Source organism: Streptomyces sp. SYSU D01066-1, assembly GCF_054956795.1.
In genome coordinates this window covers 117,265-134,450 of the sequence record NZ_JBUDHV010000009.1, presented here as the reverse complement: position 1 = coordinate 134,450, position 17,186 = coordinate 117,265, and the positions used below count along the sequence as shown (strand labels likewise).

Genomic DNA, 17,186 nt, shown 5'->3' with positions numbered 1-17,186 from the left:
GTCCCGTCAGCGGGCCCTGGCGTACTCCTGGGCCATGCCGCCCGCGAAGTCGTGGACGATGACCTGCTCGTCCCCCACGACCCAGGCGTCGTGGCCGGGCGGGCAGACGAAGACGTCCCCGGGGCCGACCTCGCTCTCGGCGCCGTCGTCCATGCGCAGGCGCATGCGTCCCTGGAGCACGTAGCCGTTGTGGTGGATCATGCAGCTCTCGGTGCCCGCGAGCGGGGCCACCGACTCCGACCAGCGCCAGCCCGGTTCGAAGGTGGCGACGGCGAAGTCGAGTCCGGTCATGTGGACGGCCTCGAGGTGTCCCCGGGGGAAATCGCGTCGTTCGTCGGGCTTGTCGAGCGTCTTGATCTCCAGCATGGCGCTCCTCCTTTCCGGCTCTCCGGTCGCGTCCGCACGCGGCCGGGGCCGGCCTCCGCCCGGCCGCGCTCCCGCGGACGGTACCGGCGGGGGCCCGGCCCCACTGCTCCATCGTCCGTCCGTCGAGCCGGGTGCGCCAACCGGGTGACGCCCGCGCCGGTCCGCGAGGCGGGCGGGGGTCCGGGACACCCGTGTGCCGCTGCCGCGGCCCGGCCGTCTTCCGCTCCGCGCCGCGAGCCCTTCGCCCGCCTGCCCGTGGCCGCCCGGCGCGCTTCGCCGTCAGGGCCGGGGGTTCGTCCGCCGCCAGCCGGGGCGGGCACCCGCCCCGCGGCGGCCCGCCGCGGCGGCGCAGCGCGGACACACCCGGCGCACCTCGTCGGCCGCGCCACCGGACTCCGGCAGCACGTCGGCCCAGGTGACCGAGGGGAAGCGGGACAGCTGAGACCGGTGCAGGGACAGGCCGCACACGGTCTGGTTCAGGCCCTGCTCCCATGCGTGGACCTCGCCGGCCGGCAGCCAGCGGTTGTCCTCCTCGTCCCACCAGCGGCCCGAGGCCGCCACGTCGTACCGCCTCGTCCTGGGCACCGGCGCGCTCACCACCTTCCTCGTCCCCGTCCGGGTGCCCCCGGCGGGCCGCGGACACACGCGCGTACCGCCTCCTGTGTGATCGGCTCCCACACCCTGCCTGTATGTCCCTTTCATTATTTTTTGTCCGCTTAGCATGCGGGGTCCGCCACTCCTTACGAGAGGACCCCAGATGGCGTTCCCGGGCCGTCCCCGAGCCCTGACCGAGCATGCCTTCTCCCCGCACGACGCCGTGCTCGGCGCCGCCGCCCGGTACCTCGGCCGCCGGCGCTTCCTCACCGTCACCGCGGCCGCCGCGGCGCTCGCCTTCTCCACCAACCTGCCGGCCCGCGGCGCCGCCGCCTCGCCCGAACTGGACGCCGCCCGCCTCACCGGCGACCCCTTCACCCTCGGAGTCGCCTCCGGTGATCCGCTGCCCGGCTCGGTGCTGCTGTGGACGCGGCTGGCGCCGGAGCCGTTCGCGGCCGACGGCGGACTGGGGGAACAGCGCGTGACGGTGGAGTGGGAGGTGGCCCTGGAGGAGTCCTTCGCCGTCCGCGTACGGACGGGCACGGCGACGGCCCACCCGGAGTACGGCCACAGCCTGCACGTCGAAGTCCAGGGCCTGGACCCCGCCACCGTGTACTACTACCGGTTCCGGGCCGGCGGGTTCGTCAGCCCCGTCGGCCGCACCCGCACCGCGCCCGCCGCGGGCTTCGACGCGGCCTCCCTCCGCCTGGCCGCCGTCGCCTGCCAGGCCTACCAGGACGGCTACTACACGGTCCACCGGCACCTCGCCGCAGAGGACGTCGACGTGGTGTTCCACCTCGGCGACTACCTCTACGAGTACGCGGTGAACGCGGCGGGCGGCGAGCGGCGGTACACCGACGTCACCCTGCCCGACGTGTTCGACCGGGAGACGATGACCCTCGCGGACTACCGGATGCGGTACGCGCTGTACAAGAGCGACGAGGACCTCCAGGCGGCGCACGCCGCCCACCCGTTCGTCGTCACCTGGGACGACCACGAGACGGAGAACAACTACGCGGGGGCCGTCCCCGAGAACGACGTCCCGCAGTCGGAGTTCCTGGTGCGCCGGGCCGCCGCCTACCGCGCCTACTGGGAGAACCAGCCGCTGCGCTCCGCCCAGCTCCCCCAGGGCCCCGACGCCCGGCTGTACCGGCGGCTGCACTGGGGCACGCTCGCCCAGTTCGACATCCTCGACACCCGCCAGTACCGCTCCGACCAGGCCTACGACGACCGGCCGCACGCGCCCGGCGCCGAGTCCGACGACCCGGCGCGCACCCTCACCGGCGCAGCGCAGGAGCGGTGGCTGCTGGACGGCTGGAAGTCCTCCGGCGCGCTGTGGAACGTGATGCCCCAGCAGGTCACCTTCTGCCAGCGCAAGTTCGACCTGACCGCCGAGGCCCGGATGTCCATGGACGCCTGGGACGGCTACCGCGCCTCCCGCAACCGGGTCGTCGCCGGCGCCGAGGCGGCCGGGGTCGACAACTGGCTGGTGCTCACCGGTGACGTGCACGTCGCCTACGCCTTCGACATCAAGGAGGACTTCGACGACCCGGACTCCCGGACCCTGGGCACCGAGCTGACCTGCACTTCCGTCGCCAGCGGCAAGGACGGCGCGGAGAAGCCCGACAACTGGGACACGTACATGAGGGCCAACCCGCACCTGCGGTTCTACAACGGCAAGCGGGGCTTCGCCCGGGTGGAGCTGGGCCGGCAGGCCGCCCGGGTCGACTTCAGGACCGTCTCCGCCGTCACCCGGCCGGGCGCCGCGCTGACCACCGCCGCGTCCTTCGTGACCGAGGCGGGGGCGCCGGGGCTGGAACCGGCCTGAGCCGCCGACCGGGCCCGGCTACTGCACTTGGCACCCGCCGGCGCCCCCAAAGCGCGAACCGCGTGTCCGCGGGGCATCACCGGGGGCGCGTCGGGCTAGGGCTAGCACTCCCCCACCCCTTCACTTCCTCCCCCTCTCTCCGGAACGCCTCAGGAGGCACATCGCATGGTCGGCAGACACGTCCCGGGCCGCCGCCGCGCCGCGCTCACCGCGCTCGGCGCTCTCGTCCTGACCGCCGTCCCCTCGGCCGCGTCGGCCGGTCCGCCGCCCGCGCCGGGCCCGCCGCCCACCGCCGCCCAGACGCTCGGCGCCGACCGGCCGTCGGCCCAGGTGCTGCGCGCCCTCGAACGCGACCTGGGACTGACGACGGGCCAGGCGACGGCCCGGCTGGTCAACGAGGCGGAGGCGGGCGCCCGCGCCGGCCGGCTCCGCACCGCCCTGGGCGACCGCTTCGCCGGTGCCTGGGTGAGCGGCACGACCTCGGCCCTGCTCACCGTCGCCACCACCGACGCCTCCCAGGTGGCCGCCATCCGGGCGCAGGGCGCGCAGGCCATGGTCGTCAAACGGTCGCTGGCCGACCTGCGGAGCGTCAAGGAGCGGCTGGACGACGCCGCCCGGCGGGTCAGCACCCCGGACACGCCGGTCTGGTACGTCGACGTGCCGGCCAACCGGGTCGTCGTCCAGGCCACCGGCGAGCGGGCCGCCGCCGCCTTCGTGGCGGCCGCCGGGGTGAGGGCCGCGGACGTGGGCGTGCGGATCTCGGCGAGCCGGCCGCGGGTGCTGGCGGACCTGGTCGGCGGCGAGGCGTACCTCATCGAGGACAAGGCTCGCTGCTCCATCGCCTTCTCCGTCACCAAGGGCCAGGAGCGGGGCTTCACGTCGGCCGGTCACTGCGGCGAGCCGGGCGCGAGGACCACCGGCGCCGACGGGAGCGCGCAGGGCGAGTTCAAGGCGTCCACGTTCCCCGGCAAGGACATGTCCTGGGTGGGCGTCAACGACAACTGGACCCCGACCCCCGACGTGAGGGCCGGCGACGGGCAGCGGGTGGGGGTGGCCGGCTCGGTCCAGGCGCTCGTCGGGGCGGCGGTGTGCCGGTCGGGCTCGACCACCGGCTGGCACTGCGGCACCATCGAGCAGCACGACGCCGGCGTCACCTACCCGCAGGGCACCGTCGACGGTCTCACCCGGACCACGGTGTGCGCCGAACCCGGCGACTCCGGCGGCCCGTTCGTCGCGGGCGTCCAGGCGCAGGGCATCACCTCGGGCGGCTCGGGCGACTGCGCCGACGGCGGGACGACCTTCTTCCAGCCGGTCAACCCGGTCCTCAAGGAGTTCGGCCTCACCCTGAAGACGGTGGACACGCCCTCCACCCTGCCGGCGCCGACGGACGAGGGGGCGGCCGACGGATGGCGGTCCGGCCGGGTCTACGAGGCCGGGGCCACGGTCGCCTACGGGCGGGCGCGGTACACGTGCCTGCAGGACCACCAGGCTCAGGTCGCCTGGTCGCCCGAGGGCACCCCGGCGCTGTGGCAGCGGACCTGACGGACGGCGGCCTCCGGCGGCGCCGGCGGCGTCCGGCGCGGGGAGGGCGCCCCCCGGCCGGACGCCGTCAGCTCTCCGCGAGCAGGGCGTAGGCGGTGGCGACGAACGGGTCGCGGGCGCGGAAGCGGCGGGTGCAGACGGCGGCCAGGGCGGTGCCGGTGTCCGGCCGGAAGCCCAGGAACGCCTGCTGGCCGAGGGTGGCGCCGCTGTGGAAGTACAGGGGTCCGCCGTCGACGGGGTGCCGGAACCACGCCACCGTGTGCACATGGCGGTGTCCCCAGCCGCGGCGCAGGACGGGCACCCGGACCGCCCGCAGCGCCCCGGCGGCCGGGGAACCGTCTGGGTCGAGATGGGCCTCCAGGAAGGTGAGCAGGTCGTGCGGGGTGGCCCGGACGGCGCCCGCCGCCCGGAAGCCGCCGGCGTCGAAGGGGGGCAGGGGGGTGCGGCCGTCCCCGGTGTGCCCGACGGCGTCGGTCGCGGGGCCCTCGGGGGCGAGGCCGGTGCCGGTCAGGCCGAGCGGGCGCAGGACGTCTCCGGTGAGCAGGTCGTCCCAGCTCCGTCCGGTGGCCGCGGCGAGGGCGTGGCCCAGTACGGCGACGCCGAAGTTGGAGTAGCGCCAGCGCGTTCCGGGCCGGTGGCGGGGGCGGTGGCGCAGGAAGGCGTCGACGACCCGGCCGGCGGGGTAGCGGCCGTAGGGGTTGGTGCGCCAGGCCGGCAGCGCCCGGGCGCGGAAGCCGGGCGGCAGGACGGGCAGCCCCGCGGTGTGCGTGATCAGGTGGGCGAGGGTCACCGGGTCGGGGCCGACTGGCCGGCCGGGGTCCAGGCAGGCGGCGGCCGGTTCGCCGCCGGTGAGCCGGCCGGAGCGGATCAGATGGGCCAGCAGCAGTCCGGTGAACGTCTTGGTGGCCGACCCGGTCTCGTAGCGCAGGTCCTCGCGCGGGACGTCGGGGGGCGGCGCGGTGCCGCCGGTGCGGACGGTGCGGCGGCCGTGCCGGGAGAGCGCGAAGACGGCGTCGGGCGCGTCGCACGCCTCGACGGCGGCGTCCAGCCGTTCGGCGAGGTCGCGGTCGTCGGTCGGGACAGGGGCCGGGGCGGCGGCCGGGGCGGGGTCGTCGAGGGGGGCGTCCGGCCAGAGCGCGGCGGGGGCGGTCATGAGGCGCTGCGCGCGAGCGCGGTGAGGGAGCGTGAGGTCGCCAGGGCGGAGGCGAAGGCGGCGACCAGCGTCGGGTGGTAGACGATGTCGAACACCTCGTCCGGGTCGCCCTCGGGCATCCCGCGGATCGCGGGCATGGCGCCGTCGGGCTGCTGGGCGGCGGCGAACGCCGCCCAGGCCCGCTGGTCGAGGGTGGGCTCGGGCAGGCAGGCGTCGACGACGAGGAGTTCGCCCAGCAGGTCCCAGCGCTCCAGGTCCAGCCAGTCGTCGATCCAGACCGGCAGCCAGGCGGTGAGGTAGCCGGCGACGCGGGGCGGCAGGCGGTCGGGGTTCTCGCCCCAGTCGGTGAGGTGGAACACCGCGTGGGTGATGTCGTAGGCGATGTGTCCCTCGACCGTCCAGGGTTCGGGGGTGCGGGCCAGCCAGGTGCCGGTGAGGGCCTCCGCCTCGGACGGGTGGGGGGTCAGGCCGAAGCGGCGCTGGAACGCGGCCAGGCCCAGCCTGCGGGTGGGGGTCCGCTCGAAGGACCGCCAGCCGTCCAGACGGTGGTTGAGGGCGACGGCCCGCTCCAGCTCGGGCTGGCGGTAGCCGAGTTCCTTGAAGGGCAGGTACACCTCGAAGGGGATGGAGGAGACCGGTTCCGTGCGCTGGCCGCGCACCAGCATCCGGCCCCCGTCCAGCGTCTCGCGCCAGGCGTGGTCGAGGAGCCGGTGGGCCAGCCGCTCCTGCCGGGAGCCGGCCACTCCCTCGCGGAAGAGCACCTTGCAGATCAGGGCCAGTTCGCCGATGGGCTGGAACCGCTGGAGGAAGCCCACCTCCGGGTCGACGTCGGGTTCCAGCCGGAAGCCGTCCCGGTGGGCCCACAGCCATTCCAGGGCGCGGGCCCCGACGGTGTGCGTCAGGCGCGTGTCGGTCATCCGAGCGCTCCTTGTGCGCCGAGGTGCGCGTGGGTGAGGACCGCGGCGAACGCGGCCATCAGCGTGGAGTGGTAGCAGTGGGCGAAGTCGTCGTCGGGGGCCGTGGCCGTCTCGGGCAGCGCGCCGCAGGGGTGGCGCGCGTCCGCGAGGCGCCGCCACGCCTCCCGGAGCCCGGCCGGGTCCGCCGCGCCGGGCACGGTGGCCGCGACGGCGAGGAGTTCGCAGCCGAGGTCCCACAGGCCGGCGTCCAGGCAGGTGTCCAGCCAGGGCGGCAGCCACTGCGCCAGGTACTTCGCGAGGCGGGCGGGGACGCCGTCCGCTCCGGCCCGGCCCCAGTCGGTGAGGTGGAAGACGACGTGGGTGAGCGCGTATCCGCGGGGGGCCTCGAAGGTCCACGGTTCGGGCAGGCCGCCCAGCCAGGTGCCGTCCCGTACGGCGTCGGCCGGGCCGGGCCGGGTGATGCCGGTGTGCCGTTCGGCCGCCAGGACGCCGAGCCGGCGGGTCGGGTCCTGCTCGGTGAGCCGCCAGCTTCGGGTGCGGGCCACCGTCGCGGCGGCCGTCTCGTAGCCCCGGTGGCGCAGCCCGGCCGCGGCGAAGGCGGCGTAGACCTCCAGCGGGTACGTCGCGAAGGGCTCCCGCAGTTGCAGGGCGGTGAAGAGGTCGCCCTGCCCGGTCTGCCGCCAGGCGTGGGCCAGCAGGTCGCGGGCTCGTGTGTGCAGCGGGTCGGCGGGGGCGGTGCGCCGGGTCACGGTGGCGCACACCTGGGCGAGTTCGCCGAGCGGTTTCCAGGTGCGGTCGACCTCGCCGGCCGCGGCGAGGGCGTCGTCACCGAGGGTGAAGGCGTCGCGGTGCGCGGCCGTCCAGGCCAGCGCCGACTCCGCCACCTCCCGTACGCTCCGGGCCGCCTCCCGGACGGTCACGGCGCTCACACGGGCGCTCCGGCCCGCAGCCGCCGGGCCGCCCGTACCTGGAGCTCCACCTGCGGGTCGCCGTCGGCCATCAGTGCCACGAAGTCCAGCCCGGACTCCAGGCCAAGGGTGTCGGGGACGCCGTCCAGCAGGGTCAGCCAGCGTCCCGCGCCGGCCGCCTGGAGCCAGTCCCGGCGGCGGACCGCGCGCACGAAGCCGCGGGCGAGGTCGAGGGGGCGCCGCCGGGCGGTGCGGGCCACGGCGCAGTCCTCGCCGGGCAGCGCGAGCGGGGCCAGGACCGCCAACTGGTGGGTCAGGGTCCGCCAGTCGGCGACGTCGAGCCAGCCCGCGCCGGGTCCGGCACCGGGGCCGGCCGGGGCGGGGCCCGCCAGCCGGTGCAGCGTCCGGGTCATCGCCCAGTGGCTCCACACCACGGTGGGCGCGGCGCCGGCGCGCGGCGGGTAGGCCTCGACGGCCTGGCGGAACAGGGCGAGTTCCGTCTCGCCCGGACGGGTGCCGAAGAGGAGGTGCGGCAGCAGGAAGTCGGCTCCCAGGACCCGGACGGCGGCCGGTGCGAAGCCGTCGGCCCCGGCGGCCGCGGGCGGGTCCCCGGACACCGGAGGGTGACCCCCGCCGCTGAGAGCGGAGGCCACGCCGGCGGCCAACTCCCGCACCGCGCCCTTCAGGAGGGACGAGGTGCCAGGCTGGTGCATTCACTGCTCCTGTCGGTCGGGTCAGCCCTTCTTCGGGCGCGGGGTCGGGGGCGACAGCAGCAGGCCGTACTTGCCGCCCGACAGGGCCAGCGCCGCGCACTCGCGGCTGTCCCGGAAGACGCCTTCCGCCTCGGCCGGGTCGAGCGCCGCGTCGACGTCGATGTCCTGGGCGCGGATGACCTCTTCGATCACCTTGTCCTTGGAAGGCATGTCACCATCTCCCTCTGGTCGGCCAATGACCTTCACACCACAAGTGTCCCTCTAGTCACAAAACATGCCTACCTCACAAAAAACCCATGAGGTAGTTTTTTCAACAAATCAGGCATCTCCGGCTCACCGGTCGCGCCGCAGCCGCCACACGTGGTCCTCGCGGTACCCGTCGACGCCGTCGGGGGAGGTGCTCGCGCGGCGGACCGTCTCCCGGGTCCGCACGGTCCACCCGGGGGCGGGCAGGCCGAGGTCGGCCAGCAGGCCGTCCAGGGTGGGGAACTCCGCGTCGAACGGGGGCTCGGTCTGCCAGGACGGCCAGCCCGCGTGCAGGACGAGCAGGAGGGTGCCGCCGGGTGCGACGGCCGCCGCCGCCCGGCGCAGGACGCCCCGCTGGTCGAGGGCGACCGGGGACTGCAGGTAGTGCGCGCTCACCAGGTCGAAGGAACCCTCGGGGAAGGACGCGCCCAACTCGTGCCGCTCCCAGGCGACACGGTCCCCGACGCCTGCTTCGGCGGCGTGTGCGGCGGCCCGCTCCAGGGCCGTGGCCGCGATGTCCACGCCGGTGACCCGCCATCCCCGCGAGGCCAGCCACACGGCGTCACCGCCCTCGCCGCAGCCGAGGTCCAGGGCGGTGCCCGGGGTCAGGCCGGACGCCTCCCGTACGAGCAGTTCGTTCGGGCGCCCGCTCCAGACGCGGCCGGAGTCCCGGTAGCGGGACTCCCAGAACTCGGCGGGCCGGTCCGACGGGGGGACGCTGGTCATGGGGTGCCTCCAGGGCGTGCGCTTCGGCCGGGCGCCACGGGGGTGCGGCGCCTCACCGACGACCCTGCACCGGACACCGCGCCGGTGGCGAACGGCTTTGCCGGTTCGGCAAAGCGGACGGCCTCGCACCGGGTCCCGGCGGCCGTCCGTCCGCCGGCGGGGACGCCGGTCTCCGCCGATGGCGCCGGTCTTCGCCGATGGTGCTTGGACGCCTTCTTCCTGGTGCGGCGCCCGGGGGCACGCGCCGGCCCGGCGTGTGCCGCGTCCGGGACCGCCTGGGCGGGCCGCCGGCGCCCAGGGCGGCGGGCCGGATCCGGCGGGCCCCGGACGGCGCGAAGGCCCCGGCCGAGGCCGGGGCCCGAGGGGTGGCGGCGCGGTCAGTGGTCGGTCGCCAGGTGGAGCTTGAGCAGGTCCACGCCGTAGTCGTTGCCATTGGGCGTGCGGATGATGGTGTGGATGTGCTGCTGGGTGGGGTCGCCCATCTGGCCGGGGCCGCCCGCGCCGGGGCCCGTGGAGGCGGAGGCCGAGGCGGACGCGGAGGCCGACGCCGAGGGGGAGGCCGAGCTGCCGTCCTCGTCCTCGTGGTAGGCGAGCGGGGACTGGGCGTCGTACTCGATCAGCACGACGGGGCTGTGGATCCGGTAGTAGAACGCGGAGTCGTCCTCGTACTCGCCGATCCAGTAGAAGTACGTGTCGTCGAGGTGCTTCTCGATCTCCCGCAGCTTCACCCGCGCGTGGCCCTCGTCCTGGTAGCCGACGTACACCTCGGCCAGGTCGAGCAGGAGCTGCTGCTGGCGGTTGTTCAGGGCGGAGCCCTTGACGCCGGCGTAGGGGATCTGGGCGTTGTCCTGGCCGGCGCCGGCGATCAGGTCGGTGCCGGACTTCTCGTCGGCGGAGAGGGCGGCGGCGCGCTGGGTGGCGTTCAGGGAGCGGAAGAGCTTCAGGCCGGCGACGGTCTCCTGACGGAAGAGGTCGTAGTCCACGCCGTCGTAGGTGATCTTCGTCGGCTCGGAGCCCATGAAGGTCGGGGTCATCACGACCTGGTCGCCGAGGACGAAGTAGTTGATGACGAGGTGGTGGCCCTCGAACTGGAAGCCCCAGGGGTCGGTGGCCGACGGGGTGCCCATGACGGTGAACCAGTAGGCGTCCTCGTTGAGCGCCTTGGAGGTGTCACCCGAGTACTCGCCGAGGAAGTGGTTGAGCTTGCGGATGCTGTCGGCCAGCTTGAGGCCGCGGGCCGACAGCGCCGACTTCAGCAGCTTCATGCCGAGCGCGTACTGCTTCTCCGTCAGGTCGCGCAGGGCGACGCCCTCGCGGTCGTTGGAGTCGACGTTGGTCCAGTCGAGCCACTGGTCGGCGTCGATGTCGAAGAGGGTGGCCGACTTCTGGTCGTCGGTGAGCGAGTCGACGAAGGCCGCGGCGGCGCGCACCACGGGGGTGGTGGAGACGCCGGTGGAGTGGATCGCGTAGAGGTCCTCGACGACCGTGCCGTCAGTGGTGACGCCGACGAAGTCGTCGTAGGCGATCGTCTGGCCGAAGCCGCCGCCGGCCGGCGGGCCGGAGGGGCTGGCGCTGGCCGTGGCGTCGGCCGTCGCCGTCGTCTCGGCACCCGCCTGGGTGGCCGCGTACCCGCCCATGACCGCGACGGCGGAGACGCCGCCCGCGAGCAGGGCCTTGTTCATGAACCATCGGCGGGATCGGTGCGCCGCCTGCGTACGGGGCTTGTGCCCGTGCGTTCCGTTGACCATGGGCGCAACGATTTCGTCAACGATTAGGGATGCGGTAGCAGGAAGCTGTGAGGGGCTTAGGAACACTTGCCTCAGGCGGTGCCAACTGCCCCGTTGTCCGCCTTGGTTGGACTTGCGTCCGTCAGGCCGCGCGGGCCCACGCCCGGCGTGCGCGGGCGGACGCGGTGTGGGCGGGGACGGGCCGGACGCGGCAGGTCGTCTTGGCGGGGTCGACGATGGGGTCGTCGAGGGCTATCCGGCCGCCGGAGCGCAGTTCCTCGCAGACGGCGGTGGGCAGGGCGACGTAACAGCCGCCCGTCGGCGTACCGGGCTCCATGGGCCGCCAGTAGCCGTACCTGCGCCGCCCGCCCGGGTGTTCGGTGACGAAGACAGGGGTGCGCGGGTCGGAGATGACACGCAGGACCTGGGCGGCGTCCGGGCTGGACTGGCCGGCGGTGATGGACGGCATCGACGAGGACCTTTCTGCGGGGCGGGACCCGAGACCGCCTACCCGGTCCGGCCGGAGTTGATCTCGCTGACCCGCATTCTGCGACAAGGCACTGACATCGACGCCGGTACTCGGGTTCCGGTGGTCGTGGCTCGGGCACTGACCGACGCCCTGCCGGGCTGTCCACCGGGGCCGGTCTCCCGGGGTCCTGGCGGTCACTCCTTCCGGGTCGTGGGAGGCGCGACCACCTCGCGTGGCCGGCCGGCCCCAAGGAGGCCGCCCCTGACACGGCCCGCCCGCTCCGCCCGCTCCGCCCACTCCGTCCGGCGCACCAGGGCCACAGAACGCCCGCCGGGCGCGGGGAGCGCGCCCGGAAGTCCCTCGACGCCGGGGACCGCGCGGAGGCGGGGAGCCGCGGGTCGTCGTCGGGTGTGCCCCGGTGGAGCGCTGCGCCCGGCTGACGCCCGGCCGGACGCTGGAGCGGCGGGGCCGGCAGGGCGGGGCCGGCTCCCAGCCGCGGATCACCGCTTCCCCGGGGGCGGCTTCGCGAAGGTCCGGGGCCGCCGTCCCGTCCGGGCGGCCCGGCCGCGGGGCTCAGCGCCTCGCCGCCGGGCCGCTCGCGTACGTCCGGCGGCCCCGGCGGTAGGCGATCTCGCCGAGGACGATGTCGGCCGCGAGGAACGCCGCGAGCGGGACACCCAGCAGCGGCAGAAAGTAGCCGAGGACCGCGACGCAGGCCAGCAGCGGTACCAGGAGGTACGGCGGCACCTGCTGCCAGGCGCCGCGCGGGACCGGGCGGCCGAAGGAGGAGCCGCGTCCGCGCTGCCACCACATGCGGTACCCCCACACGATGAGCAGGACGAGCGCGAGCGCCAGCGCCATCAGGGCGAGCTGGTTGACGAGGCCGAACAGGACGCCGGTGTGCAGGTCGATGCCCCAGCGGGTGAGCTTGGCCAGCACCGGGTGGTCCGCGAACCGCAGTACGTCGGTGACCTCGCCGGTCGCCGGGTCGACGGCGACCGCGTCCTGCTTCTCCGGCCAGCTGCGCTGCACCTGCCGTACGACGTACGCGGTGGACGCGTCGGCGGGCGGGACGATCTCGACCGGGTCGCCGAGGCCCTCGGCGCGGGCGGCGGCCAGCACCCTGTCGAGGCCGACGCCGTGCGCCGCGTCCCCGCCGGCGCCCGCCGCCGCGCCGTGGCCCGCGTGCTCGCCGCCCGCCGCGGCCGAGGACACGGTGGGGGTGGTCTGGCCGAGCGAGACGCGCAGCTGCTCGACATTGGCCCCGGCGTACGTGGACCAGGTCAGGCCGGTCGCCGACAGGAAGACGAGCCCGGCCGCGATCCAGGCGCCGGTCGCGCCGTGCAGGCCGAGGGTGCGGCGGCGTCCGCTGGTGCCGCGCAGCTTGCGCCGGGCCCGCCGCCGGGAGAACCACAGCACCAGTCCCCCGCCCGCGATCACCCACAGCCAGCTCGCCGCGAACTCGCTGTAGAGGCGGCCGGTCTGACCGAGGTGCAGGTCCCGGTGGAACTCGTCGATCCAGGTGCGCAGCGGGAGCGCGCCGGTGGAGCCGTACTGTTCGAGGGCGCCGCGCACCTCGGCGGTGTAGGGGTCGACGAAGACGGCGAGCGTGTGGGCGGGGTCGACGCCCTCGACACCGGAGAGCATCACCCTGGTGGTGGCGTCGTCCTCCGGCGAGGGGCGCACGGCGGAGACGGTGCCCTCGGGGTGGGCCTCGCGGGCGGCGGCGACCTGCTCGGAGACCGGCAGCTTGGCCCCGCCCGCCTCCGGCACGGTGAGTTCATGGGCGTAGACGAGCTTCTCGGCCTGGAAGGAGGCGGCGTACAGCAGGCCGGTGACGGCCGCGACCAGGAGGAAGGGGGCGACGAACAGCCCGGCGTAGAAGTGCAGGCGCAGCACGAGGGGGCGCAGCGGGGACCATCTGCCGGGCGCCGGCTGCGGGGCGGCCGGCCGCGGGGCGGCCGGCTGCGGGGCCTCGTCCGCGCTGGTCGAGGAAGCGGTGGTCATGGGCGTCTCTCCGGGGCGTCGGTGTCGTCAGGGGTGACGGGTCAGGGGTCGGCTCCGGGGGGCGCCGGGTTCCCGACGGCCGGTGTGATGTGCGTCACTCGCGCGCGGGGTGGTGTCAGTGGGCCGTGGCATCCTGGCGTGATGGGAACACGGTCCGGGCGTACACCATTCGCCGAGCACGTCGAGGAACTCCTGGCCGGCGGTGGCCCGTTGCCGATCGTCGAGGCCGGTGATCCGGTGCTGCGGCGCCCGGCTGAGCCGTTCGACGGGCAGTTGGAGCCCGCGTTGCTGGCCCGGTTCGTCGAGGCGCTGCGGGTGACCATGCGGGCGGCGCCGGGGGTCGGCCTGGCGGCCGTGCAGGTGGGAGTGGCGCTGCGGATCGCGGTGATCGAGGACCCGGCGCCGGTGCCTCCTCAGGTGCGCCGGGCGCGGGGGCGGGTGCCGCAGCCGTTCCGGGTCCTGGTCAATCCGGCGTACGAACCGGTCGGTGACGGCCGGGCCGCGTTCTACGAGGGCTGTCTGAGCGTGCCGGGCTGGCAGGCGGTGGTGGCCCGGCCCGCGGCGGTACGGCTGACCGGGGCGGACGAGCACGGCCGGGCGCTGGACGAGGTGGTCACCGGGTGGCCCGCCCGGATCGTGCAGCACGAGACGGACCACCTCGACGGCACGCTCTATCTGGACCGCGCGCGCCCGCGCTCGCTGGCGTCGGCCCGGTCGATGGCGGAACGCTGGTCACAGCCCACCCCGCACGAGGCGGCGGCCGCGCTCGGTTTCGACCTGGACTGAGCGCCGGGACGGGGCGGCGCCCGTACGACGACGGCGCCCGCGGTCCGGGCCGGACCGTGCCGGACCTCGCCGGGCGGGACCGCGCCGGAGTGAGCGTGGGGCGGGCGGGACCGGACGGACGGCGGCGACGCGGTGCGGCGGTCAGCTGTCGCGGTAGGACTCCAGCAGCCGCAGCCACACCTCGCTGATCGTCGGGTACGACGGCACCGCGTGCCAGAGGCGGCTGACCGGGACCTGGCCGGCGACGGCGACGGTCGCCGAGTGGATCATCTCGCCGACCCCGGGGCCGACGAAGGTCACGCCCCGCACGATCTCGTCCTCCAGGTCGACGACCATCCGGGCGCGGCCTCGGTAGCCGTCGGCGTAGAGACCGGCGCCGGCCACCGTGGAGAGGTCCACGTCGACGGCGCGGACGCGGTGGCCCGCCCGCTCGGCCTCGGCCAGGGTCAGGCCGACGGAGGCCGCCTCGGGGTCGGTGAAGACCACCTGGGGGACGGCGGCGTGGTCGGCGGTCGCGGCGTGCGCGCCCCACGGCCCGGTGTCCGGGGCGTCCCCGCCGCGGGCGCGGGCGGCGATGGCGGCGCCCGCGATCCGCGCCTGGTACTTGCCCTGGTGGGTGAGGAGGGCCCGGTGGTTGACGTCCCCGACGGCGTACAGCCAGTCGTGGCCGGTGACGCGCAGGCTGTCGTCGGTCTCCAGCCAGGAACCCGGCTCCAGCCCGACGGTCTCCAGTCCCAGGTCGTCGGTGCGCGGCGCGCGCCCGGTGGCGAAGAGGATCTCGTCCGCCTCGATCCGGTCGCCGCCGTCGGTGACGGCGACGACGGTGCCGTTCTCCCGGCTGACGGACTTCACAAACGTGCCGGTGCGCAGGTCGGCGCCGGCCGCGGTGAGCGCCTCGGCGACCAGTTCCCCGGCGAACGGTTCCATGCGCTCCAGCAGTCCCCCGCCCCGCACCAGCACGGTGACGCGCGCGCCGAGGGCCTGCCAGGCGGTGGCCATCTCGACGGCCACGACTCCGCCGCCGATCACGATCAGGCGGCCCGGCACCCGCTGGGCGCTGGTCGCCTCGCGGCTGGTCCAGGGGCGGACGTCGGCCAGGCCCGGCAGCGGGGGCAGGGCGGCGCGGCTGCCGGTGCAGACGGCGACGGCGTGCCGGGCGGTGAGGACGCGCCGCTCCCCGTCCGGCCCGGTCACCTCCACGGTGCGCGGCCCGGCGAGGCGTCCCTGGCCGCGGTACAGGTCGGCGCCGATGCCCTCGATCCACCGGACCTGGCCGTCGTCCTTCCAGTTCGACGTGTAGGAGTCGCGGTGGGAGAGGACCGCGGAGGTGTCGAGGGGACCTCGTACCGCCTGGTCCAGGCCGGGGGTGCGGCGGGCGTCGGCCCGGGCGATGACCGGGCGCAGCAGGGCCTTGCTGGGCATGCACGCCCAGTAGGAGCACTCGCCGCCGACCAGTTCGCTCTCCACTGCCGCGGTGGTCAGTCCGGCCGCCCGGGTGCGGTCGGCGACGTTCTCGCCGACCGGGCCGGCGCCGATCACCACGACGTCGTACACGCTGGATTCCGTTTCCGTCATGGGGGCAGTCTGGCGGGTGGTGTGCGCCGGGGCCACATGGGTACGCGCGCGGAATACCCGGTCGGCCTTCACTGTTCGCGCCGACGGCACCCGCCCCCGGACCAGGAAGAGGGATCAGCCATGAGCAGCACCGTGGAGCTCACCAAGGAGAACTTCGACCGGACGGTCACGGACAACGAGTTCGTCCTGATCGATTTCTGGGCGTCCTGGTGCGGACCGTGCCGTCAGTTCGCCCCGGTCTACGAGAAGGCGGCGCAGGACAACCCCGACCTGGTCTTCGGCAAGGTGGACACCGAGGAGCAGCCGGAGCTGGCCGCGGCCTTCGGCATCCAGTCCGTGCCGACGCTGATGATCGTCCGGGACCAGGTGGCCGTGTTCGCGCAGCCGGGCGCGCTGCCCGAGGCGGCGCTGACGGACGTCATCGGGCAGGCCCGGAAGCTGGACATGGACGAGGTCCGCAAGGCGGTCGCCGAGCAGCAGGCGCGGGACGAGCAGAACGGACGGTAGTCCTGCCGCCGGCGCGGTCCTCGCGCGAGGGCCCGGCTCAGCTGGAGTCGCGGTGCACCACAGACGCGCCGAGGACCGCGCGGTGCTCGGGGGCGGCGCCGGGTTCGCGCACGGCGCGGTCGAGAAGCGCGGCGACCTCGTGGCCGGCGGGCAGTTCGAGGCGTACGGTGCTCAGCCGCGGCCTCAGCAGGCGGCCCAGCACGAGGTCGTCGGCGCCCAGCACGGCCGTGTGCCCGGGGATGGGGACACCGGCGTCCTGGAGGGCGCGGGCGAGCAGCATGGCGTACTCGTCGTTGTAGGCGAACACGGCGTCCAGGCGCAGGGCGTCCCAGCGGGCGGCGAGGCGGGCGGCGGCTTCCTCCTCGTAGGGGAGGGGCAGTTCGGTCAGGGTCGCGCCGGTGCCGTGCAGGGCGCGGCGGACGCCCGCCAGGCGGGGTAAGGAGAAGAGCCGCAGGCCGGGTTCGGCCGGCATCACCACACCGACGCGGCGGCGCCCGCGCTCGTACAGGTGCCGGCCCGCGGCGTGGCCGACGGTCCGGTGGTCCATGATCAGGGCGTGGGCGCCGTCGACGGCCTCGGGTCCGAGGGTCACCACCGCGCGGGCGCCCGAGCGCTTCAGCACCCCTACCCCGCGCGGGCCGAGTCCGGGGCCGGGCACCAGGACGGCGGTCGGCCGCAGCTCGGCCCAGGCGCGGGCGCTGTCGTCGCCGTACGGGCCGCCGGCGCCGTACTGCACGACGGTGTAGTCGAGCTGGACGAGGGCTGTCTGGACCTCACCGACGAACCGGGTGTAGAGCGGGCCCGCGGGGAAGGCGGGCGCGGGCATCACGACCGTGCGGCTGTGGCCGGCGCGCAGGGTGCGGGCCGCCGCGTGCGGGACGTAGCCGAGCTGTTCGGCGGCCTCGCGGACCCGGCGGCGGGTGGGTTCGCTGATGCGGACGGCACGGGTGCCGTTCAGGACGTAGGAGACGGTCGCGCGGGAGACGCCGGCCAGACGGGCCACATCGGCGCTCGTGGGCACGGGCGGGTTCGGTATCTGCACCATGACGTACGGCATCCTGGCAGAGCCGCGCGGCGGGGTGCCGGCCGGGGGAAGGCGGTCCGGATCCGGCCGGCCGGCGG

General features: G+C 75.3%; 17 protein-coding genes. 4 read left to right on the top strand and 13 right to left on the bottom strand.

The window, feature by feature from the left end; all coding sequences use genetic code 11:
- Window positions 1-6: 6 nt before the first annotated feature.
- On the bottom strand, window positions 7-366 hold the full coding sequence (locus ACY1JF_RS11880) for a cupin domain-containing protein (RefSeq protein ID WP_462705004.1): 360 nt from the start codon (window positions 364-366) through the stop codon (window positions 7-9).
- A 279-nt stretch (window positions 367-645) separates the two neighbouring features.
- Window positions 646-951: a hypothetical protein gene (locus tag ACY1JF_RS11875; RefSeq protein WP_462705003.1), complete on the bottom strand. Its 306-nt coding sequence runs from the start codon at window positions 949-951 to the stop codon at window positions 646-648.
- Window positions 952-1,123: 172 nt separating this feature from the next.
- Here ACY1JF_RS11875 and ACY1JF_RS11870 point away from each other — a divergent pair, with 172 nt between their 5' ends.
- Window positions 1,124-2,788 (top strand): alkaline phosphatase D family protein, encoded by a 1,665-nt coding sequence (locus ACY1JF_RS11870; protein WP_462705002.1) that lies wholly within the window; start codon window positions 1,124-1,126, stop codon window positions 2,786-2,788.
- 165 nt (window positions 2,789-2,953) lie between these two features.
- Entirely contained in the window at window positions 2,954-4,330 is a 1,377-nt protein-coding gene (locus tag ACY1JF_RS11865) for an alpha-lytic protease prodomain-containing protein (protein WP_462705001.1), read from the top strand.
- Window positions 4,331-4,397: 67 nt separating this feature from the next.
- Here the strand turns inward: ACY1JF_RS11865 and ACY1JF_RS11860 are convergent, their stop codons facing one another.
- The 9 genes from ACY1JF_RS11860 to ACY1JF_RS11820 all read right to left on the bottom strand — a co-directional run bounded on the left by ACY1JF_RS11860 (window position 4,398) and on the right by ACY1JF_RS11820 (window position 13,196).
- Entirely contained in the window at window positions 4,398-5,483 is a 1,086-nt protein-coding gene (locus tag ACY1JF_RS11860; protein ID WP_462705000.1) for a serine hydrolase domain-containing protein, read from the bottom strand.
- A complete protein-coding gene (locus tag ACY1JF_RS11855) occupies window positions 5,480-6,400 on the bottom strand; it encodes a DUF6895 family protein (protein WP_462704999.1) in 921 nt (306 codons plus the stop codon). Before ACY1JF_RS11855 ends, ACY1JF_RS11860 begins: the two co-directional genes overlap by 4 nt.
- Window positions 6,397-7,329 carry a DUF6895 family protein gene (locus tag ACY1JF_RS11850; protein ID WP_462704998.1) on the bottom strand — a complete coding sequence of 311 codons (933 nt, stop codon included), beginning with the start codon at window positions 7,327-7,329 and terminating at the stop codon, window positions 6,397-6,399. The genes ACY1JF_RS11855 and ACY1JF_RS11850 overlap by 4 nt, the downstream gene beginning before the upstream one ends.
- Window positions 7,326-8,021: a hypothetical protein gene (locus tag ACY1JF_RS11845; protein ID WP_462704997.1), complete on the bottom strand. Its 696-nt coding sequence runs from the start codon at window positions 8,019-8,021 to the stop codon at window positions 7,326-7,328. The genes ACY1JF_RS11850 and ACY1JF_RS11845 overlap by 4 nt, the downstream gene beginning before the upstream one ends.
- A gap of 21 nt (window positions 8,022-8,042) precedes the next feature.
- Window positions 8,043-8,231, bottom strand: a complete 189-nt coding sequence (locus tag ACY1JF_RS11840) for a hypothetical protein (RefSeq protein WP_462704996.1) — start codon at window positions 8,229-8,231, stop codon at window positions 8,043-8,045.
- A 123-nt stretch (window positions 8,232-8,354) separates the two neighbouring features.
- The gene (locus ACY1JF_RS11835; protein WP_462704995.1) at window positions 8,355-8,993 is read right to left on the bottom strand and encodes a class I SAM-dependent methyltransferase; all 639 of its coding nucleotides are present in this window, start codon (window positions 8,991-8,993) and stop codon (window positions 8,355-8,357) included.
- A 377-nt stretch (window positions 8,994-9,370) separates the two neighbouring features.
- Window positions 9,371-10,741, bottom strand: coding sequence for a DUF3500 domain-containing protein (locus ACY1JF_RS11830; protein WP_462704994.1), 1,371 nt, complete (start codon window positions 10,739-10,741; stop codon window positions 9,371-9,373).
- 121 nt (window positions 10,742-10,862) lie between these two features.
- Entirely contained in the window at window positions 10,863-11,189 is a 327-nt protein-coding gene (locus tag ACY1JF_RS11825) for a hypothetical protein (RefSeq protein WP_462704993.1), read from the bottom strand.
- A gap of 573 nt (window positions 11,190-11,762) precedes the next feature.
- Window positions 11,763-13,196, bottom strand: coding sequence for a PepSY-associated TM helix domain-containing protein (locus ACY1JF_RS11820; protein WP_462704992.1), 1,434 nt, complete (start codon window positions 13,194-13,196; stop codon window positions 11,763-11,765).
- A 141-nt stretch (window positions 13,197-13,337) separates the two neighbouring features.
- Between ACY1JF_RS11820 and ACY1JF_RS11815 the strand changes: the two genes are divergently transcribed.
- A complete protein-coding gene (locus ACY1JF_RS11815) occupies window positions 13,338-13,982 on the top strand; it encodes a peptide deformylase (RefSeq protein WP_462704991.1) in 645 nt (214 codons plus the stop codon).
- Window positions 13,983-14,123: 141 nt separating this feature from the next.
- Here the strand turns inward: ACY1JF_RS11815 and ACY1JF_RS11810 are convergent, their stop codons facing one another.
- On the bottom strand, window positions 14,124-15,557 hold the full coding sequence (locus ACY1JF_RS11810; protein WP_462704990.1) for a dihydrolipoyl dehydrogenase family protein: 1,434 nt from the start codon (window positions 15,555-15,557) through the stop codon (window positions 14,124-14,126).
- 120 nt (window positions 15,558-15,677) lie between these two features.
- On the opposite strand from ACY1JF_RS11810, the gene trxA reads away from it, so the two are divergent.
- Window positions 15,678-16,064 (top strand): thioredoxin, encoded by a 387-nt coding sequence (trxA, locus tag ACY1JF_RS11805; RefSeq protein WP_462704989.1) that lies wholly within the window; start codon window positions 15,678-15,680, stop codon window positions 16,062-16,064.
- A gap of 37 nt (window positions 16,065-16,101) precedes the next feature.
- On the opposite strand, the gene ACY1JF_RS11800 is transcribed toward trxA, so the two are convergent.
- Window positions 16,102-17,109 carry a LacI family DNA-binding transcriptional regulator gene (locus tag ACY1JF_RS11800; protein WP_462704988.1) on the bottom strand — a complete coding sequence of 336 codons (1,008 nt, stop codon included), beginning with the start codon at window positions 17,107-17,109 and terminating at the stop codon, window positions 16,102-16,104.
- Window positions 17,110-17,186 lie beyond the last annotated feature (77 nt).